This is a genomic window from Bacillus cereus group sp. MG1 (genome assembly GCF_040460035.1).
In the GTDB taxonomy this organism is placed as follows: Bacteria; Bacillota; Bacilli; order Bacillales; family Bacillaceae_G; genus Bacillus_A; species Bacillus_A cereus.
The window spans coordinates 4,352,118-4,371,253 of sequence record NZ_JARVGY010000001.1 but is presented as its reverse complement, the minus strand read 5'-3'; the positions used below and the strand labels follow the sequence as shown (position 1 = coordinate 4,371,253).

Genomic DNA, 19,136 nt, shown 5'->3' with positions numbered 1-19,136 from the left:
TCATTCTTCCTTCTTTGGTTTTCCTTCTGGATATGGTGTATTTTCAAGTTGATCTCCAATCCACATCGTTCCATCTTCCCAAAATTCTTTTTTCCAAATTGGAACAATTCGTTTTATACGTTCAATCGCGTACTCATTCGCTTCATAAGCTACTTTACGATGCGGTGATGAAACTGCAATGACTACCGCAATATCCATTATTTCTAGCCGCCCTACACGGTGCGTAATTGCTACTTTTGTATCCGGCCATCTTTCACAAATTTCTTCTCCAATTCTCATAAGTTGTTTTACTGCCATCGGTTTATATGCTTCATACTCTAAATGTAGCGTTCGTTTTCCTTTTGTTAATTCTCTCACCGTACCAATAAATGTTGTAATCGCACCTGCTTCTCTTCTTGCGACTTTATTCGTTACTTCTTCAACTAAAATCGGATTATCTACAATCTCAAATAGCACTTGTTCCATTAAAACCACCTCTCACTTTATGAAATGTCCAAGGCCATTCACTACCTTCGTTATCTTCTAATAAAAGAACATCGACAAACATATCTTTTTTATATCCTCTTGTCCCGCCCGGCAATACGATAAACGCGTTGGATTTTGCCAATGAAGAAACTGAGCTAGATTTATCAAACCCTGATGGATAAGCGATTAATTTCCCCTCATCATATTGCAATTTTGCTCGTACAAATCTTGTAAATGGATTCGGTTTTAGAAAATCTTCTCCTAATAACGCTTTTTCTCTTTTTAAATGTACTTTTTCACTAAACATATACGTCCGAATACACGGTCTTACGAATAATTCAAACCCTACGTAACAAGCTGATGGATTTCCTGATAAACCAAATAATAACTTGCCATTTAATTGTGCTACAGTCGTAACACTTCCTGGTCGCATTGCAACTTTATTAAAAAGAACAGATGCACCTAACTTTTCGTAAATAGCTGGTAAATAATCATAATCTCCTACTGATACACCGCCCGTTGTAATTAACATATCTACTTGGCCAAGCGCTTCTTTCACAGCTGTAAAACACGTATTAAAATCATCACTAAACTTCCCAAAATATTTTACTCTTCCGCCCGCTCTTCGAATTTGAGACAATATCATGTACGTATTACTGTTTCGGATTTTCCCTGGCTGTAATGAATCATTGACATCCAGTAATTCACTCCCAGTCGCTAACAGTCCAATTACAGGCTTTCTCGCAACTGGTACTTCACTATAACCGAATGTAGCAAGAAGAGCTGAAATACCTGGATTAATGTACGATCCTTTCTTTGCAAGAACCGTTCCTTTACGAGCATCTTCACCTTGAAAAGAAATATTGTCGCCCTTTTTGAATGATCGCTTCACTTCCATATAATTGTTGCCATTCTTCTCATATTGACGAGTCAGCTCTAACATAACAACCGCATCACACCCATTCGGAATTTGTGCTCCCGTCATAATTCGAACTGCTTGAAACGGAGCTACTTTCTCATGGAATAGCGATCCTGCACCAATTTCACCCACTACTTCAAATACAATTGGCGTTTCATAACTTGCTAAATTAGTATCTTCTGCTCGAATAGCAAATCCGTCATATGGCGAACGATTAAATGACGGTACATCATGGTCAGCTACTAAATCCTCTGCTAATATACGTCCATAAGCTAATTCAATTGGTAATAGCTCCTTTAAGCCTTTATCAGCAAATCCCATCACTTTACGAACAGCTTCTTCAACCGTAATTGGCACTCTTCTTTCCATTGTTGACACCCTCTCTATTAACCGAATACGCGATAATATAGTTGTTTCGCTTTCGAAATATCATTTGTACCATGAATAAAAACACGACCATCTCGAAAAACAACCACGCGGTAATCATCGAATTGGCAAGATAGTAAATACGGATTCCGATCTACTTTCCCCAGTTTTTGTAATACTTTTTCTATATCATCAAAATTGTATTTCCTATTGTCTACTGTTCTAATTTGAACTGTATTTCTTCCGCATAAAACAGCTGCTTTCGTTTGATTTTCGTATGATAAATAAGGATAAGTTCGATTTGAACCGCATGAGAGACAAGCGTCTGTTTTTATTTTCCCTAATTTTATAAAATGATTTTGATTACTCCATATATCAAACATGAAAAATGTTTTTCTAATTGCTGAGAAATCTTCCACTAAAATTTTGAGTGCTTCTGCCACTTGATATGCTGCGACGATTTGAACAGTAGGGCTAATAATTCCAGCGGTATCACATGTCACACCTGTAACAGGAATATTTTTAAGCATACAATGTAAACACGGTGTCTCTTGTGGAATAATTGTATAACTCATACCATACGATCCAACGCAAGAACCATATACCCACGGAATATTATGTTTTTGTGATAAATCATTTATTACAAATCGAATATCAAAATTATCTGTTGCATCAATGATTACATCTACATTTTTTAATAGACCTTCCATATTTTCTGAAGTTGCATCCATTACGAAAGCATGTATTTGTACTTCCGAATTAATTTGTTCTAGCCGATTTTTTGCAGCAATTGCTTTCGGCATTTTCTCTCTCGCATTTTGTTCAGAGTACAATTGTTGCCTTTGTAAATTACTCCATTCAACGTAGTCACGATCAATAATCGTCAACTTGCCAACACCTGCACGTACGAAACTTTCGGCACTTGCACTTCCTAATGCGCCTGCCCCTACAATTAACACATGTTTATTTCGAATTTTTTCTTGTCCTTTACTCCCAATTGGTTTGAACAACTGTTGTCGTGAATACCGATCAGCCATTACATACCCTTCCTCTCAAGAACTCTATTTCATATTAGAATGTTGTTTCTGATAACAAGCAAAGTAAGCAAAACCAACAAACCCAGCTCCTCCAATTACATTTCCGATAAAAACAGGAACAAAATTTTTAGCCAAATCCATCCACGTTAGATGACCAGCAAAAATAACAGCGGAAATGACAAACATATTTGCTACTACTTGCTGAAATCCAATCACTACAAATGCCATAATTGGAATCCAAATTCCGATGATTTTTCCGACAAAATCACTCGTCCCGTAAGCGAGCCAAAGAGCAAGACAAACGAGCCAATTACAACCAATTGCTAAAATTAAAGTTCTCCCAAATGATTCATGTAACTTCCCTTCCGCTATCGCTACCGTTTTATTTAAATACTCTCCCTCTGTTAATCCGCCAAGATGCCCAAAGCAATACGCAACGAAAATTGCCCCAATAAAATTCATGAGAGTAATCCAAACCCAGTTATTCAGTACGCTTATCAATGTAATTTTCTTTGCATAAAGCGCCATAGACAGTGACATCATATTTCCCGTAATTAATTCTCCTCCTGCTAATACTACGAGCATGAGTCCAACAGGAAATACTGCTCCTCCTAAAACATTCACTAGACTTCCCCAGCGCTCAGGTAAATTCCCTAAAACTCGAATGTTAAGTAAAAAACCTATCGCAATAAACGCTCCTCCTAAAAAACCGAGAATAAGCATCGCTGGCAATGTCTGTCTTACTTTTTGAACACCGGCCTCAATGACAAGCTCAGCAATTTGTTCCGGCTTATGAAATGCCATTACCCATTCCTCCATTTTCTCCAAATAAAAAAGCAGCTTCAAAAAACCTCCTCAAAATAAAGGTTTTTGAATGCTGCTTAATTTCTCTGCACATCTTTTACAGAGATATCAATCATCACTTTTACTATAAAATAGAAAATCCACAACTCTTGTAAATTTTCCATTTTTCACTATGAAGCTAGCTTTATATATTAACCACCGATATGTGACATTTCAATTTTAGGTATTGTTTTCTTATTTGTATGATTTAAGCGTTCATCTGAATAACGATCTTCCCTATTATTCCATATATCGCGTACTACATCTGTAATGTCCTCATCTGTATGTTCAGAACGAAGCAATTCTCTTAAATCATTTCCTTTAGAAGCAAATAAGCAAGTATATAATTTTCCTTCTGCAGAAATACGAGCTCTCGTACATGATGAGCAAAAAGAATCTGTTACTGATGAAATAATACCTATTTCCTCATCGCTTCCTATATAACGATACCTAGTAGCCACTTCACCAGAATAATTTGCTTCTATCCGTTCTAACGGCATAACTTGATGAATCGTATCTACTATTTCTTGTTTAGAGACGACCTCTTTTAAATCCCAACCATTATAATTTCCAACATCCATATACTCAATAAAACGAAGAATATGCTTATTTTCCTTAAAATATTGCGCCATCTGCAAAATGTCCTGTTCGTTTTTTCCCTTTTGAACGACCATGTTTATTTTAATTTTCATTCCAACTTCAGCTGCAGCCTGTATTCCTTCCAGAACCCTTTGCACTTTGCTCCTATTACCATTTAAATAGAAAAACCGCTCTTCTTCTAAGGAATCTAAGCTAACTGTTACACGTGATAGTCCCGCCTTATATAAATCAGGAGCAAACTTTTTAAGTAACGATCCATTGGTTGTTAAACCGATATCTTCTACACCATCAATTTTATTAAGGCGCTCAATAAGCTTTGGAAGCCCTCTTCGAAGTAACGGTTCTCCGCCCGTAATCCGTAATTTTCTCACACCTAAAGAAACGAAAATACGTGTTATCCTTTCAATTTCATCAAAAGATAAAATTTTATCATTAGACAAAAACGAGTAATCAGGACCAAATATTTCTTCTGGCATACAATATCGACAGCGAAAATTACAGCGATCAGTAACTGAAATGCGTAAATCCTTTAACGGACGTTGCAACTTGTCTAATGTAACTGATTTCATCTTCATTGCCTCACTTTTATTTTATATTTAAAACACGTTCTGGATGGGTATATACATTTAAGGAGTGATTACGAATAAATCCTATTGTCGTAATACCTAAATCTTCCGCTAGTTGCAAAGCTAACTCAGTTGGAGCTGATTTTGATAGTATAATTTCACAACCGATTTTTGCAACTTTCAATAATATTTCCGAAGAAATACGACCACTAAAAACAATGATTTTATCTTTTATAGAAATATCGTTTCTTAAACAATAACCGTAAATTTTGTCTAATGCATTATGCCTACCAATATCCATTCGACTTAAAATAATACCATTCACATCACATAAAGCTGCATTATGAACCCCACCAGTATGATGAAACGTATCCGCAGATTGCTGCATTTCTTTCATTAACCGAAAACAATCCTCTGCAGCAACCTGTACATGGACACCCTTCATTTTTTTTGCACTTAGTGCATCATTTGCAAAAACAAACCCTTGCCTACTCATACCACAACAAGACGTAATATAGCGTTTATTTTGCATTTGTTCATAATACGGATTTACTTTTGTCGTTGTTACATGCACAAATCCTTCTTTCTCCTGCACCCATACACTATCAATATCTTCATACTTCCGAATGATTCCTTCAGACGCTAAGAAGCCTATTACCATATCTTCTATATATTCTGGAGTACTAACCATTGTAACAAACTCCTGTCCGTTCATTTTAATGGTGACAGGAAACTCTGTTACAATGCTGTCCTCTATATGTTTAAATGCTCCTTGTTCATAACGAAAGATTTCTCTTTCTACCTGTATCGGTTTCACGATCAGTATCCTTCTCTCACGTTATATTTTTATCAAAAACAAATACAGAAACTGCAATATCTTCTTCTACTTTCATATCTGAAAACAAATTCACTAATTTCGCTCCAACAAGTTCCTCCAAATGTTCACGTGAATTCACAGCATACACCTCTTGAATCATTTTCGTTCTAGCCATATGAACCATTTCCGCACCGTCCATCGTACTTGAAATAAATTTTTCAGTAGGTGTTAAGTTTCCATAAAGAGTCGCTATAGCCATATTTTCTGCAAAAACAGTATGAATTCGTTCTGGTCCTTTTCCGAAAAGTTCTTTTCGAAGTTTTCGTATCATATCATTAAATTCATGTACTTTTTTTGACATACAATCATACCTCCCAAAAGCCTCATTTTACTTTATTATATATTTTACCAAAATGAGCCTTCCGCCCAAACTATTTCGTACAAATATTTAGGCGGAAAGGTTCACTTCATGAAGTTTATTCGTCTTTTAACCCTTTCCCCATACCTTTTAAGAAATGAAGCCCAAACCCGATAGCACGGTTAATATCTGGGTCTTTCAATACTTTCATAAGATCGAATACCCCTACTTTTTTATTACTTTCTAGATGTTCATTACCTTCTTCTAGCCCGACTAATAAACTACCTATAAGCTTTTTCGTAAGTTCTGGGTCAAGTTCAGTTAACGCCCCTGCAGCACCCATCATATTATTAATTAAATTTGTAACAGGCTCACGAGTTACTTGACCTAGAACGATCTTTGCAATTGGTTCTTTCGCTTTCAGCATAGAATTTGCAGCTTCTAGCATTCCAATGTCATTTAATTCCCCTACTATATTAAACATCTGATTTAGAGCTTCTTCATTATTAGTTAAAAGCTCCTTTAAATCATCTAATTTTTGCTGTTTTATTTCTTCCTCAGTTAATTCTTGTTTTTGAATCATTTTTATAGGTGCAGCCATAGTTTTCTCCTCCTACTTATCCGTTAAATGCACATACCCTGGACGTGCCCACTTACGATGTACCTCAATGCCAGCTTGAGGGTGACGTTTTTTATTGCGTGGGTTCGCTTTTGGCATCGGATTTTCGCCATCAACTTCTAACACTTCCATACGCACTTTCGTTTGTTTATACGCAGGTGTATTCGTACGTACATCCACAGCAGGACCTGTTAAGAAATTAATTGCCGTTTCGTTATCTGTAGAGTTCATCGGTAAATATAACTCATTCGCTTTTACACGATCTGTAACGAGTGCACGTAATTTTAATGCTCCAAAAGGAGAGACAAGACGAACTAACGAACCTGTTTTTACGCCACGTTCTTTTGCAAGGTCTGGAGAGATTTCAACGAAAACACCAGGTACTTTCGTTTGAATACCTGTTGATTTATTTGTCATATTCCCTTCATGGAAATGCTCAAGCATACGACCGTTGTTAATGTGAAGGTCGAACTCAGCTGGAAATTCAGCTGGACGTACCCAGTCAGCAATCGCAAAACGAGCTTTTTTATCTGGGAAGTTAAATCCATCTTGGAACAGAAGTGGTGTATTTGTTCCATCAAAACTTCCCCAATGGAAACTGTTCCATCCTTCAAGCACTTCATAGTTCGCTTGCGAGAACAATGGTGATAAACTTGCCATTTCAGCAAAGATTTCACTTGGGTGGCTATAATTCCAGTTTGCACCTAGTTTATTCGCAACTTCCTGGACGATCCACCAGTCTGGTTTCGCGTCTCCTAGCGTAGGAAGAACTTGATATAATCTTTGGACACGGCGCTCTGTATTTGTGAAAGTACCTTCTTTCTCAAGAGATGGCGCTGCTGGTAATACAACATCTGCATATTGAGCAGTTTTAGAAAGGAAAACATCTTGCACAACGAAGAAATCAAGGCTAGATAACACTTCATGTACATGATTTGCATTAGAATCTACAAGAGCCATATCTTCTCCGACAAGATACATTGCTTTCATTTTTCCTTCGTCAATTGCGTGAAGCATTTCAATATTATTAAGACCTGGTTCACTATCAATTTTCACTCCGTAAGCAGTTTCAAATTTCGCACGTTCCATTTCGTTAGTAACGTGCTGATATCCTGGAAGCCATCCTGGTAAAGTACCCATATCACAAGCACCTTGTACGTTATTGTGACCTCGAAGTGGGTATGCACCTGCTCCTGGACGACGATAGTTCCCTGTTGCAAGAAGTAAGTTTGAAATTGCAGCGGAAGTATCAGAACCACCTGTATTTTGCGTTACCCCCATACCCCAAAGGATACATGTACCATCTGCATCACGAATCATTTCAGCCATTTGAATAAGTGTTTCTTTTGAAATACCTGTTACTTCTTCTGCATATTCAAGTGTATATTCTTCTAGGCTCTCTTTGAAATCTTCAAAGAAGTTTACATTCTCATTAATAAATTCCTGATCATGCCAACCTTGATCGATCATATATTTCGTAACAGCCATTAACCATACTTGATCTGTTCCTTGTTTTGGACTAATAAAGACATCTGATCGCTCTGCCATTTCGGTTTTACGAAGATCAGCTACAATTAACTTTTGTCCGTGTAATTTATGTGCACGTTTAATACGTGTAGCTAGAACAGGATGACCTTCTGTCGGATTACATCCCACAATAATAACAAGACCAGATTGCGCAATATCTTTAATCGTTCCGGCATCACCGCCGATACCAATTGTACGGAACAAACCATCCGTTGCTGGTGATTGGCAATAACGTGAGCAGTTATCAATATTATTCGTTCCAAATACTTGTCGAGCTAATTTTTGAATTACATAATTGTCTTCATTTGTAATTTTAGAGGAAGAAATAAATCCAATAGAACCTTTACCGTACTCTTCTTTAATAGCGCCTAATTTATTTGCAACTACATTCAGTGCTTCTTCCCATGTAGATTCAACAAACGTTCCATTTTTACGGATTAAAGGTTTTGTTATTCGTTCTTTAGAATTTACGAAATCCCAACCAAATTTCCCTTTTACACAAGTGGAAATTGCATTAACTGGTGCATCTGAAGATGGCTGTACTTTAAGGATTTTACGCCCCTTCGTCCACACTTCAAACGAACAACCTACACCACAAAATGTACATACTGTTTTCGTTTTCTTCGTACGAGTATCACGCATGGCCGCTTCCACTTCTGATACCGCAAAAATACCGCTATACCCAGGCTCAACTTCTTTAATTAAATCTACCATCGGTTCAAGAATATCTGGTTTTAATCCCGTCATAAATCCAGCTTCACCGAGCATCGTTTTCTCCATTAAAGCGTTACAAGGACAAATCGTTACACATTGACCACAGCTAACGCATGAAGAATCATTAATATTTACTCCTTTATCCCAAATAACTCGTGGGCGTTCCGCTTCCCAGTCTATCGATAACGTTTCATTTACTTGTAAGTTTTGACACACCTCAACGCATTGACCGCATGCAATACATTGATTAGGATCATAGCGATAAAACGGATGCGTCATATCAACTTCACTTACATCTACTTTCGGTTCATACGGATATTTTTGATGTTCGATTTCCATTAATTCTGCTGTATTATGCAGTTTACAGTTCCCATTGTTGTTGTCACATACTGTACAGTATAATAAATGATTTTCTAGTAACCGATCCATCGCCTCTGTTTGTGCTTCTTTTGCGCGAACAGAAGCACGTTCAATGTTCATACCTTCCGTTGCTATCGTCGAACAAGAACGCATTAACTTTCCGTCAACTTCTACAATACAAGTGTCACATGTTTGAATAGGATCTACTTCTGGCACGTAACAAATTTGCGGATGTTCAATCCCGTTCTCATTAATAACACCCAATATCGTCGAACCAGGCTCCGCTGTATACTTTTTTCCGTCAATTGTAATATGAACCATGTTGTCATTCATGGTCTTTCCCCCTTTTTGAGAATAAAAAAACTCCACCACGAAAATATACGCACCACATTTTTGGCACGCTATCATCATGGTGGAGTAGTTTATTAGCACATCTTGCTAAAATACCAATCCATTTATTCATAAATAAAACGATAGATTCATAACAGGTCATATCACGATTCCATCTTTAACACTATAATTATAGCGTTAAAGTTAAAAATATACAATATAAAATTTAAACTACGCATATGTCAGCTTGTAACTATCCATAATAATCCATATAAAACATAACAAGGAGTAAGCGAACAAATGGGGTCTTTTAATAAATGGATTCGTGGTGAAAAATCTTTTTCTACCCAAGAGCAAGCTAATCACACATTAAATAAATCTATCTCTTCTTCCCTTTCCCTTAATTTAAAGCACTTGTCCAAACTGTTTAGCGGTATTCCAGAATTAATAACACGCACTTTTCCATTAAAAAACGGACAGGAAGCTGCACTTATATATATGGAAGGACTTGTAGACAAAACTGTTATTAACGTAAACATTCTTCGTCCTCTCTTATTTAAAGAGTGGAATGAAGACGATTTTTGGGAAGCCTCTGTTTCTATCGGAAATATTAAAAAAGTTCAACAGTGGACAGACATTGAACAATCTCTTTTACACGGCAAAAGTATTTTATTTATAAACGGGCAACTATCCGCTTTAGAGCTTGATACGCAAGCGGCACCAAAAAGGAGCATTGAAGAACCTACAACAGAGAGCTCCATAAAAAGCTCACACGAAGGATTTAATGAAGTAGCGAGCGACAGCCTTGCACTTATTCGTCGATATATTCCAAATCGCGAATTGAAAGTGAAGGAATTCACTGTTGGTGAACGAGCTACTTCAAAGGTTTTTTTGCTTTATCTAGCAGATGTTGCGAACGAAAATGTCGTAAAAGAAATGGCATCCCGTATCGAGTCAGTAAAAGTTGATGCGATTCTTACTACTGGTGAATTAGAGGGATTTGTTGAAGATAATTCCTTTACTCTCTTTCCGCAATTATCAATAACTGAACGTCCTGACACAACAACACATCATATTCTAGATGGGCGAATTGCCGTTATTGTAGATCGCTCACCAGGCGTATTAATAGGACCTATGACCTTTTCATCCTTTTTTCAGACGATAGATGATTACAGCTTCAGACCTATGATTCCATCTTTTATACGACTCCTTCGTTTCACTGGACTATTTATTGCAATATTTGCTCCTGCTCTTTATATTGCTATGATTTCCTTTCATTATGAAGTAATTCCACTTAAATTATTGTTAACAATTGGAGAATCTCGAGCCAAAATTCCTTTTCCGCCTATATTAGAAGCACTTTTGATGGAATTAGTACTTGAAATGCTACGCGAAGCTGCAGTTCGACTTCCCGGTCCCGTCGGACAAACAATTGGCGTCGTAGGAGGGATTGTTATTGGACAAGCTGCAGTTCAAGCAGGAATCGTAAGTAATGTTATGGTTATCGTCGTATCTATTACCGCAGTCGCTTCTTTTATCATTCCCAATCTGGAAATGTCAGCAGGAGTTCGGATTCTTCGCTTTCCAATGATGATAATCGCTTCTTTATTCGGAGTCATTGGAATTATGGTTGGAATGTCAGTTATCATCATCCATATTCTTTCTATGGACTCACTTGGTGTTCCTTACGGTAGTCCTTTTTCTCCATCATTTGCTACGGATTTAAAAGACGTTCTTGTGCGTTTGCCATGGAAACTAATGAAGAAACGACCACTATCCCTTAACTTAAAACAAGAAAATCGACAACCGGATATAGAAGAAAAGGAGGAAGATAAGTGACAAAGCGTGTAAAGAGGGAGATTAGTTTATTTCAATACATTTTAACGATTAGTGGTGTTCAAGTAGGATTCGGTGTACTTACACTGCCACGTGAAGTGGCCCAAGGGGCGAATACAGATGGCTGGATGTCTATTATTATAGGGTCAGTCTATGTATTGTAAAAATCATGGAGAAGCATCCTGGTTACCATTTACTTGATGTGCTAACTCGTTATCTTGGAAAATGGTTAGGAAGAGTAGGAATGATTTTTTGGATTTTATATGCTGTTCTTGCAGCGGTTTCTTTAATTTTTTCCCTCTTATACGTTATTCACATTTGGATTTTGCCTAGATCTCCAATGTTTTTAATCATGATGCTATTATCTATTCCAATGGTAATGCTCGCATGTAAAGGTGTTCTTATTATTAGCCGCTATGCTGTTTTTACTGTCTTATTTACACTCTGGATGCCATTACTATTATTTATCCCACTTAAAGATGGGCATTGGATCTATCTTCTTCCTCTCCTTAAAGAGGGATGGATACCAGTTTTCAACACAGTAAAATCAACTATTATTGCCTTTCTCGGATTTGAGTTTGCATTCGTCCTTTATCCTTACCTCAGTAATAAATCATCTGCAAAAAAAGGGATTGTTCTTGCGAATTTGATTACTTTATTCGTTTACCTGCAAGTGACGTTCGTTTCTTTCCTTTATTTTAGCCCAGATGGTATAACTAAGTTTTTATGGCCTACCCTTTCTCTCGTTACACCATTTCACTTCTCATTTCTTGAGCGATTTGAAATTATCTTTTTGTCATTTTATCTCTTTATTATTTTTGATTCTTGCATTCCTTATATTTTTACTGCTTCAGATGGAATCAATCAATTACTTAACAAAAAAAGGAGTTCATTACCTATTTATGGTTTATTATTCGGGTGTATCTTCATCTTATTCTTTTATATCCCTTCCTCTTACCAAATAAGTGCGTTGCGAGAATTTTGGGGAACTGCAAGTTATTTTATCGTTTTTCTATTCCCGGTCGTATTTCTCTTATACATGACACTTTATCAGCATTGGAAAAGGAGCAGAGTTTAAATGAGGCGCTTTATTCATTTCACTATACTTTACTTTCTCATAACCTTTTTAACAGGCTGTGGAGATCGACTCGACTTAGAAAAACAATCGATTTCATTAATTTACGGCTTTGATGCAAAAGCAAAAGGAAAATTAATTGTGTACCACGTAAATCCTATTTTTAATGAAGACGTAGAAAAAAAGTACGAAACACATGAAGCGAAAGTACGTACACCTCGAGAAGCAAAAGCAACGTTTAATAGTTCAAGTGGCGGTTTAGTATCTACAGAAAAGTTACAGCTCATTTTATTTAGCACAAATTTTTTAAAACAAGAAGGGGCTATGCCTTACCTTGATGTTTGGTATCGTGATCCTAAAAACACTGGAAACATGCGCATGGTTGCAGTAGACGGTCCAATTTCTTCAGTTATATATAATAACTTTAAAGATAAGCCTGCCCTTCCCGAGTATTTAACAGATTTAATTAATACGAACAAACTGTACAATCGGACCGTTTTTACGACATTCCATGAATTTCACAGGCAAACGTTTAATAAAGGTATAACACCTGCTATTTCAGAAATAAAAAAAGGTAAAAAGGATGTTATCGTTACTGGTTCCGCGCTATTAACTTCTCGCGGAATTTATAAAATGTCATTAAATCGTTATGAAAGCGCCCTTCTTCTTTTGTTACAAAAGAAAGCGAATACACCGGTTTCGCTTACATTGAAAATCCCTTCTACTTCAGTTGAAAGTAATAGTGATTTAAAAGATACCGATGGCGGCGATTTCGTAACAATAAATGTTCTTAGCATGGATCGTGATATCCATACAGATTATAGCGATAACCACTTCAAATTTCATGTTAAAATGGATTTGAAAATTGCTGTCTCTGAACTTACATTCAATATGGATATAGACAAAGATAGAAAGAAATTAACTTCTCTTATTACAAAACAACTAAACAAAGATTTGAACGATTTAATCCACAACATTCAAAAACAGCAACTTGATCCATTCGGATTTGGTGATTATGCGAGAGCGTTTCAATATAAAGAATGGAAACAAGTCGAAGTTGATTGGCCGAGTGCCTTTTCAAAAGCTAATGTGAAAGTGGCACCAACTATTAAAATTTTAGAAAATGGGATTATTAAATAGAAAAAACACGCTACTTGTTCTTATATGAATAAGTAGCGTGTTTTCATTTCCATTACAAGTATTATTTCAATGGACTATACTTTATTTCTATTTCTAACATTACTATGTTTTTTAGCATATACAAAATATATGAAAACCCCTATTATAATCCATGCCACAAAACTAATTAAAGTAAGCTTAGAAAGGTTCAATGCCAAATATATACAACTTACTATTGAAACGATAGGTAAAAAAGGTACTAGAGGGGCACGGAATGGCCTCTTCATATTAGGATGTGTCTTTCTTAATACAATGACAGCTATAGATACAAACACAAATGCTGTTATCGTTCCCATATTCACTAAATTAGCTAATAAATTCAAATCCACTAATCCCGCTAATAAAGCTGCTAGTATACCTGTAACCCACGTATTAAAAAATGGAGTTTGTAAACGTTTATGGACACTTGAAAGTCTTTTTGGTAACAGTCCATCTCGACTCATCGAGTAAGATACACGAACAAATGCAAACATAGCTACTAACAGAACTGTTGTTAGCCCTGCTATCGCTCCCACCGATAACAACCCAGCAATTCTATCTTCTCCTACAGTGCGCAACGCATATGCAACCGGATCAGCAACATTTAATTCCGTAAACGGAACCATTCCAGTTAGCACGAATGAAACACCTACATATAGAACGGTACAAATGAACAAGGAAACAAGTAGCCCAATTGGCACGTTACGTTGTGGACGCTTCACTTCCTCTGCGGCTGTTGCAACTGCATCAAATCCTAAAAAAGCAAAAAATACAGTAGCAGCGCCCCCTACCACACCGTGAAAACCAAACGGTAGAAATGGTTGCCAATTCTCTGGTCTTACATATTGTGTCCCTACAACAATAAATCCTACAATAACAGCCAGTTTAATAATAACCATTATATTATTAATTCGTGCACTTTCTTTTGCACCACGGCTTAATAAAAATGTAACAACTAAAATAATAAGAACTGCTGGTAAATCAATGATTCCACCCTTCCCCATTCCTGGTGCCGAAGCAAAAACCGTAGGAATGTGAATATTAAAACCTAGTAGCAATGACTGAAAATATGCTGACCAGCCTGCTGCAACCGCAGAAGTCGCTAATAAATACTCCAGCATAACACACCAGCCAACTATAAATGCAAAAATCTCACCTAGTGTCATATATGTATATGAATATACACTTCCCGAAACTGGAACTGTAGATGCAAATTCAGCATAACAGAAAGCTACACATGCACATATAATTGCCGCTAATACAAAAGATAATACAATCGCCGGACCAGCATGTTTCGCTGCTACAATACCAGTTAATACGAAAATACCTGTACCAATAATTGCTCCAATACCTAAAAGAGTTAAATCAATCGCTCCTAAAGTTTGATTCAATACTTTTTTCTTTTCTTCATCCATTGCTTTCTTTATGAAAAGACTCATTCTTTGAAACCTCTTTTTCAAGTTTATCTCTTACTTGTTACATTCTTTATTACTGTTCTATTTTAAAAATAAAAATATACATAGTTCACTTCCCCTATAGACTTAGTAACCCGTCTCAATAAAAACAGAAAAATCAATCTCTTTATACCGTATTGAATTTTCAAAATATTAACCATACCAAAAAACCATTAAGAATGCTGATTGAATTTATCATACAATTAATTATATTGTCAATAATAAATCACTCAAAAATAATCGGCTGATTATGTATCAAATGTTATTTTTATACATAATTATTTTCTCAAAAACATTGTTGTTTTCCACCTTAATATTCATATGCATTTTATTACATTGATTTTCATACAATTTTCATTACATACAATGTAATGAAAATCATAATAACCTCAAATGAATTATTATTCAAAAATAATAATTCATTTGAGGTTATGTCACCATTTTAATACTAACAAAAAAGTGCAGATTTTCATCTGCACTTTTTTTTATTCTTCCACTTCAGCTTCTGCACTACTATTTTCAAGATGCTCCTTCTGAGCTTCCTCTTGCAACTCTGCTGAAATCATCCCATAATAAAGTTCCGGATATAACCCAAATATTTGATATACACTTCCTAAAAACGGCATCAGAATCCCTCTTTTCTAAAGTTGTATTGCCACTTTTAAGGATTCCCTTTTCATTCATTATACATTCGTTTTTGGCGTTTCTTCTTCATCTTGAACACTTAATAAATTTTGCCATTTTTTATACGGAGCGCTATTTGGATCTACATATCCTTTTGCATGCGAGCGATCCCACAATTGTTTAATAAACATTTCTTTCTCTTTCTTTGCCACCATATCGGCACCTGTACCGTAATAGTTCTGGAAATACAACTCGATTTCATCGAGGAATAGTCTTAATAATTCATCTGATGTTTCTTCTAATGTCGGATCATACTTCGCTTCACGGTCATACATTAAAATCATATCTAAAAGATTGTGGACATGTTCTTTTCTAAGCCATCTTACATCTTGGGCTCCTAATACGAACGGATGTGTATATAAATGTCCACCTTGTATCATCGCCTTTTCTTGCTCTTCTTCAAATCGTGACAAGATGTTTTCATAAATAAACGGATTATGAAGCAATGCTCTGTGTAATTTATAACTTTCGCTTGAAATATTTTTCCCCATCGACTGAATTAAAAAGCTACGTCCTACACCGTTATATTGATACACAAATTGTCCATCAACAGCAACTAAACTAATCCAGCGATACATATATGCGTATAGTAATGCACGATTACATTTATCATAATCTAATTTTGTTTGAGTCGCGTTTAAATCTGGCATAAAGGCTGGTAAGTGCCAATACTTATCTAAATGCGGCGTTAAACTAGATTTTTTACTATTTAATTTATTTACACGGCGATAATACGATTGGAAATAGTCACCTTTATCATTCATAAATCCGTTTGAAATATGTCCTGATGATAATTTAGGAAAATCTTGCAGCGATAAGCCGTAATGCGCTCGATAACAGATTACTTCAAATGGCGAAAAGGCTTCATGTACTGTATCTTTTTCTTTAAACATTTCTTGAATTAATTCCTCTTGCAGCTCTTTCTTTAAAGAAGGATGTATACCCCAATATTGTAATTCCCTATGATGAGCAACTTTCGGAACGAATGGACTCGCTAAATGGAACAGGTCTTCAATTTTTTCACGAACGTATTCATCGCGATCACGTTTCTTATAATCTGCTTCTTTTCGCAACGCTTCAATGATATTCAGTTCTAATTTATCACGATAGCGTACTTGCAGTTCGTCATAACAATAGCTCAGTATATGTTCTCGGTAGAAATCCTCTACCTTTTTCGACTGAATCTCTTCTGTTTTCGCATCACGACAATATTCCCCGTACAAACTCATATAAATTTCCGCTGATATATCTTTCGGTAGTACACCTAAATTTAAATGTTGCTGCATATCTTGCCATATCTTTTCTTGCAGCTGTTCTTCAGCTAATACATATACATTCGTCGGGTTTGTTTTCCCTTCAAATTCCTTACTGCGCTTTTGGATTTCAAACAGTAAATTTTCACGTGTTTCATGTAAATTATCAAAAAATCTTTCCCAATATTGAATCATTTTATTAACTGCTTGATATAGCGATTGATATACAAGTTCTAATAGCATTTCTTTTCGATATTCATTTAATTTGTGTACATATTGCGTTATAATGTCTTCAAATTCTCTTTTGAATAAACGTTGCTGATTATTAATCATTTTTCCAAACCAGCCTTGTTGTTGAGCAATTTCTACTCGGCGTACAGCCGTTACCGTTCCATCGATATTACCCACATTAAATTTTTTATCGTAGTTTTGAATTACATTTCGCTTTTGTTCATTATTTTCATGTAGTCGATTCATTTTTTCCACTAACTGCTTTCGAATTTCATATAACATAAAACGTGCTGCTACTGGGTGAACTGGATCTGTTTTCTTTAAAAACCATGTATTTAATTGATAGGACTGCCCTTCAGAACCACTTGGTGAAAAGCGGTCTGATTCAATCATGTCATATAAAAGTGTCGTTACATGTTCATGTACACGGCTCGGAATCGCATACGCATATAAACGAACCGCATGATCCACTCTTGCCACTTCACCTTTCATTTGTTCCATCATTTTCAGTTTCGCAGCTGAAATTTTACACTCATGTTGCAGACGATTTAATTCCTCATCTTTTTGCACCGTTCGTTGTACATAACTTTCTACAGCTTCTAAAAACAGTTTTGATTTCGCAACTCCGAGCTTACCACCCTCTGCTCCTTCACGTGTTTCATTGTACATTTGTCTATAGAAAATATGAGCTTGCTCTGGACGGGTAGCAAGATGTTCCAAGTCCTCTAAATAACTTTTACCTCTCTCCGGCTTTTCACGCTGCATCCCACGTTTTACATCTTGGTCATATCTTTGCTTCTTCTCTTGAAACAGTTGATCTAAATGAAGCCACGATTCATCTAAACCTTGCACAGCCCATTTTAAAGCACAATATTTTAACACATGCTCATACGGATAAATGAGTTTTGCCGTTCCTGCCCCGCAATATCGTCCTTTTCCGCTTGATTCTGCTAATTGCTGAATTTGATTGTCTTCTTGTGCAAAATGACTTGTGGACATCGGGCTAAATAACTGTAAATAAATTGTATTTGCCATCTGTTCCATATAATCTGATAAATTGTGTAAATGGTGTCCATGTAGGTTTTCATAATCGTATAAGAAACAATAATTGTACGGTAAATGATGTTGTTTAATTGTATGATTCGTTCTTCCGTCTTCATCTACTTGATCAGGGCGATACTCTAATTCAATTGTTACACCGCCGCGTTTTGATAATTCTCCAGTAGAACCGAGCGTAATAGCATGTAATTCTTTTAACGATGCATAGCCATTTGCTTGCACCGTTTCAAATTCTTTCGCGCTAACTGTTCTCGTCTTTACTAAAACATCCGGCATTAAAAACGCACCGCGTATTAAAATGTTATGATGCTGCAATTTCTTCCGAAGCATTTCACGTAAATATAATGCAATTTGCAGAAACATCCCTGAACCTGTTCCGCCTGCTAGTGATGTTACTATAATGACACGCACACCATATTCCGTTTGATCACTTGTAACCGGAAAAATTTTCTCGATTTCTTGCCAAAAAGACGTCAATTTATCTTCTTTCATCGCAGCACGTAACGCTAAACGTGAAATAACGCGTAACTGTCCTGCTCCTTCTGTTAATGGCTTATCAAGTATAGTCGGATCCATCGGAAACCACTCTGGGATCGTTGGATCTCCTGCAATATACTCCCTAGGCGTTTTACTAGAACTTGTTTGTGTCTTAAACTTTCGAATATGATCAAATTTACTTAATGTATTCACATCTGTATCAAATACGTGCATTGCTACCTTTTTTCGGCGCTCTTCAGGCAGTTTTTCATATATTTGATGCGTCACAGTACTACCGATTCCACCTAAACCAATTAATATTGTTGGAACTTGTAATGTCATGTGAACCACCTTCCTATTCTTGCTTGTTTGAAAAAAGGGAAAGAGA

At 36.2% G+C, this 19,136-nt stretch carries 14 protein-coding genes and 1 pseudogene; 3 read left to right on the top strand and 12 right to left on the bottom strand.

From position 1 onward, the window contains the following. The 9 genes from moaE to fdhF form a co-directional block, all read right to left on the bottom strand. Positions 1-465 (bottom strand): molybdopterin synthase catalytic subunit MoaE, encoded by a 465-nt coding sequence (gene moaE / locus QCI79_RS22985; protein ID WP_000438664.1) that lies wholly within the window; start codon positions 463-465, stop codon positions 1-3. Next, positions 446-1,753, bottom strand: a complete 1,308-nt coding sequence (locus QCI79_RS22980) for a molybdopterin molybdotransferase MoeA (RefSeq protein ID WP_000442196.1) — start codon at positions 1,751-1,753, stop codon at positions 446-448. Before QCI79_RS22980 ends, moaE begins: the two co-directional genes overlap by 20 nt. A gap of 17 nt (positions 1,754-1,770) precedes the next feature. After that, positions 1,771-2,787 (bottom strand): molybdopterin-synthase adenylyltransferase MoeB, encoded by a 1,017-nt coding sequence (locus QCI79_RS22975; protein WP_000785270.1) that lies wholly within the window; start codon positions 2,785-2,787, stop codon positions 1,771-1,773. A 24-nt stretch (positions 2,788-2,811) separates the two neighbouring features. Next, positions 2,812-3,591, bottom strand: a complete 780-nt coding sequence (locus QCI79_RS22970; RefSeq protein WP_000863998.1) for a formate channel — start codon at positions 3,589-3,591, stop codon at positions 2,812-2,814. Positions 3,592-3,782: 191 nt separating this feature from the next. Continuing rightward, positions 3,783-4,799 (bottom strand): GTP 3',8-cyclase MoaA, encoded by a 1,017-nt coding sequence (gene moaA / locus QCI79_RS22965; RefSeq protein WP_000844124.1) that lies wholly within the window; start codon positions 4,797-4,799, stop codon positions 3,783-3,785. Between the two features lie 16 nt (positions 4,800-4,815). Then, complete coding sequence (gene fdhD / locus QCI79_RS22960) at positions 4,816-5,613, bottom strand: formate dehydrogenase accessory sulfurtransferase FdhD (protein WP_000802689.1); 798 nt, start codon at positions 5,611-5,613, stop codon at positions 4,816-4,818. 16 nt (positions 5,614-5,629) lie between these two features. Further along, entirely contained in the window at positions 5,630-5,974 is a 345-nt protein-coding gene (locus QCI79_RS22955) for a Na-translocating system protein MpsC family protein (RefSeq protein ID WP_000039583.1), read from the bottom strand. A 115-nt stretch (positions 5,975-6,089) separates the two neighbouring features. Beyond that, a complete protein-coding gene (locus QCI79_RS22950; protein WP_000729897.1) occupies positions 6,090-6,572 on the bottom strand; it encodes a helical membrane plugin domain-containing protein in 483 nt (160 codons plus the stop codon). Positions 6,573-6,584: 12 nt separating this feature from the next. After that, positions 6,585-9,524 carry a formate dehydrogenase subunit alpha gene (fdhF, locus tag QCI79_RS22945; protein WP_000999400.1) on the bottom strand — a complete coding sequence of 980 codons (2,940 nt, stop codon included), beginning with the start codon at positions 9,522-9,524 and terminating at the stop codon, positions 6,585-6,587. A gap of 297 nt (positions 9,525-9,821) precedes the next feature. Between fdhF and QCI79_RS22940 the strand changes: the two genes are divergently transcribed. From QCI79_RS22940 to gerSC, 3 genes and pseudogenes are all read left to right on the top strand, one after another. After that, positions 9,822-11,360 carry a spore germination protein gene (locus tag QCI79_RS22940; RefSeq protein ID WP_000534520.1) on the top strand — a complete coding sequence of 513 codons (1,539 nt, stop codon included), beginning with the start codon at positions 9,822-9,824 and terminating at the stop codon, positions 11,358-11,360. After that, positions 11,357-12,435: pseudogene (locus tag QCI79_RS22935) on the top strand (endospore germination permease). The gene QCI79_RS22940 and the pseudogene QCI79_RS22935 overlap by 4 nt, the downstream one beginning before the upstream one ends. Further along, positions 12,436-13,572 (top strand): spore germination protein GerSC, encoded by a 1,137-nt coding sequence (gerSC, locus tag QCI79_RS22930; protein WP_001252212.1) that lies wholly within the window; start codon positions 12,436-12,438, stop codon positions 13,570-13,572. A gap of 74 nt (positions 13,573-13,646) precedes the next feature. On the opposite strand, the gene QCI79_RS22925 is transcribed toward gerSC, so the two are convergent. The 3 genes from QCI79_RS22925 to QCI79_RS22915 form a co-directional block, all read right to left on the bottom strand. Continuing rightward, entirely contained in the window at positions 13,647-15,029 is a 1,383-nt protein-coding gene (locus tag QCI79_RS22925; protein WP_000051665.1) for an APC family permease, read from the bottom strand. A 500-nt stretch (positions 15,030-15,529) separates the two neighbouring features. Then, on the bottom strand, positions 15,530-15,670 hold the full coding sequence (locus QCI79_RS22920; RefSeq protein WP_001116193.1) for a hypothetical protein: 141 nt from the start codon (positions 15,668-15,670) through the stop codon (positions 15,530-15,532). Positions 15,671-15,727: 57 nt separating this feature from the next. Beyond that, positions 15,728-19,090: a tubulin-like doman-containing protein gene (locus tag QCI79_RS22915; protein ID WP_000175107.1), complete on the bottom strand. Its 3,363-nt coding sequence runs from the start codon at positions 19,088-19,090 to the stop codon at positions 15,728-15,730. Between the last annotated feature and the right edge of the window lie 46 nt (positions 19,091-19,136).

Coding starts and splice junctions, on each gene's coding strand:
- moaE (WP_000438664.1), bottom strand. CDS start 465: ATGGAACAAGTGCTATTTGAGATTGTAGATAATCCGATTTTAGTTGAA.
- QCI79_RS22980 (WP_000442196.1), bottom strand. CDS start 1,753: ATGGAAAGAAGAGTGCCAATTACGGTTGAAGAAGCTGTTCGTAAAGTG.
- QCI79_RS22975 (WP_000785270.1), bottom strand. CDS start 2,787: ATGGCTGATCGGTATTCACGACAACAGTTGTTCAAACCAATTGGGAGT.
- QCI79_RS22970 (WP_000863998.1), bottom strand. CDS start 3,591: ATGGCATTTCATAAGCCGGAACAAATTGCTGAGCTTGTCATTGAGGCC.
- moaA (WP_000844124.1), bottom strand. CDS start 4,799: ATGAAATCAGTTACATTAGACAAGTTGCAACGTCCGTTAAAGGATTTA.
- QCI79_RS22955 (WP_000039583.1), bottom strand. CDS start 5,974: ATGTCAAAAAAAGTACATGAATTTAATGATATGATACGAAAACTTCGA.
- QCI79_RS22950 (WP_000729897.1), bottom strand. CDS start 6,572: ATGGCTGCACCTATAAAAATGATTCAAAAACAAGAATTAACTGAGGAA.
- fdhF (WP_000999400.1), bottom strand. CDS start 9,524: ATGAATGACAACATGGTTCATATTACAATTGACGGAAAAAAGTATACA.
- QCI79_RS22940 (WP_000534520.1), top strand. CDS start 9,822: ATGGGGTCTTTTAATAAATGGATTCGTGGTGAAAAATCTTTTTCTACC.
- gerSC (WP_001252212.1), top strand. CDS start 12,436: ATGAGGCGCTTTATTCATTTCACTATACTTTACTTTCTCATAACCTTT.
- QCI79_RS22925 (WP_000051665.1), bottom strand. CDS start 15,029: ATGAGTCTTTTCATAAAGAAAGCAATGGATGAAGAAAAGAAAAAAGTA.
- QCI79_RS22920 (WP_001116193.1), bottom strand. CDS start 15,670: ATGCCGTTTTTAGGAAGTGTATATCAAATATTTGGGTTATATCCGGAA.
- QCI79_RS22915 (WP_000175107.1), bottom strand. CDS start 19,090: ATGACATTACAAGTTCCAACAATATTAATTGGTTTAGGTGGAATCGGT.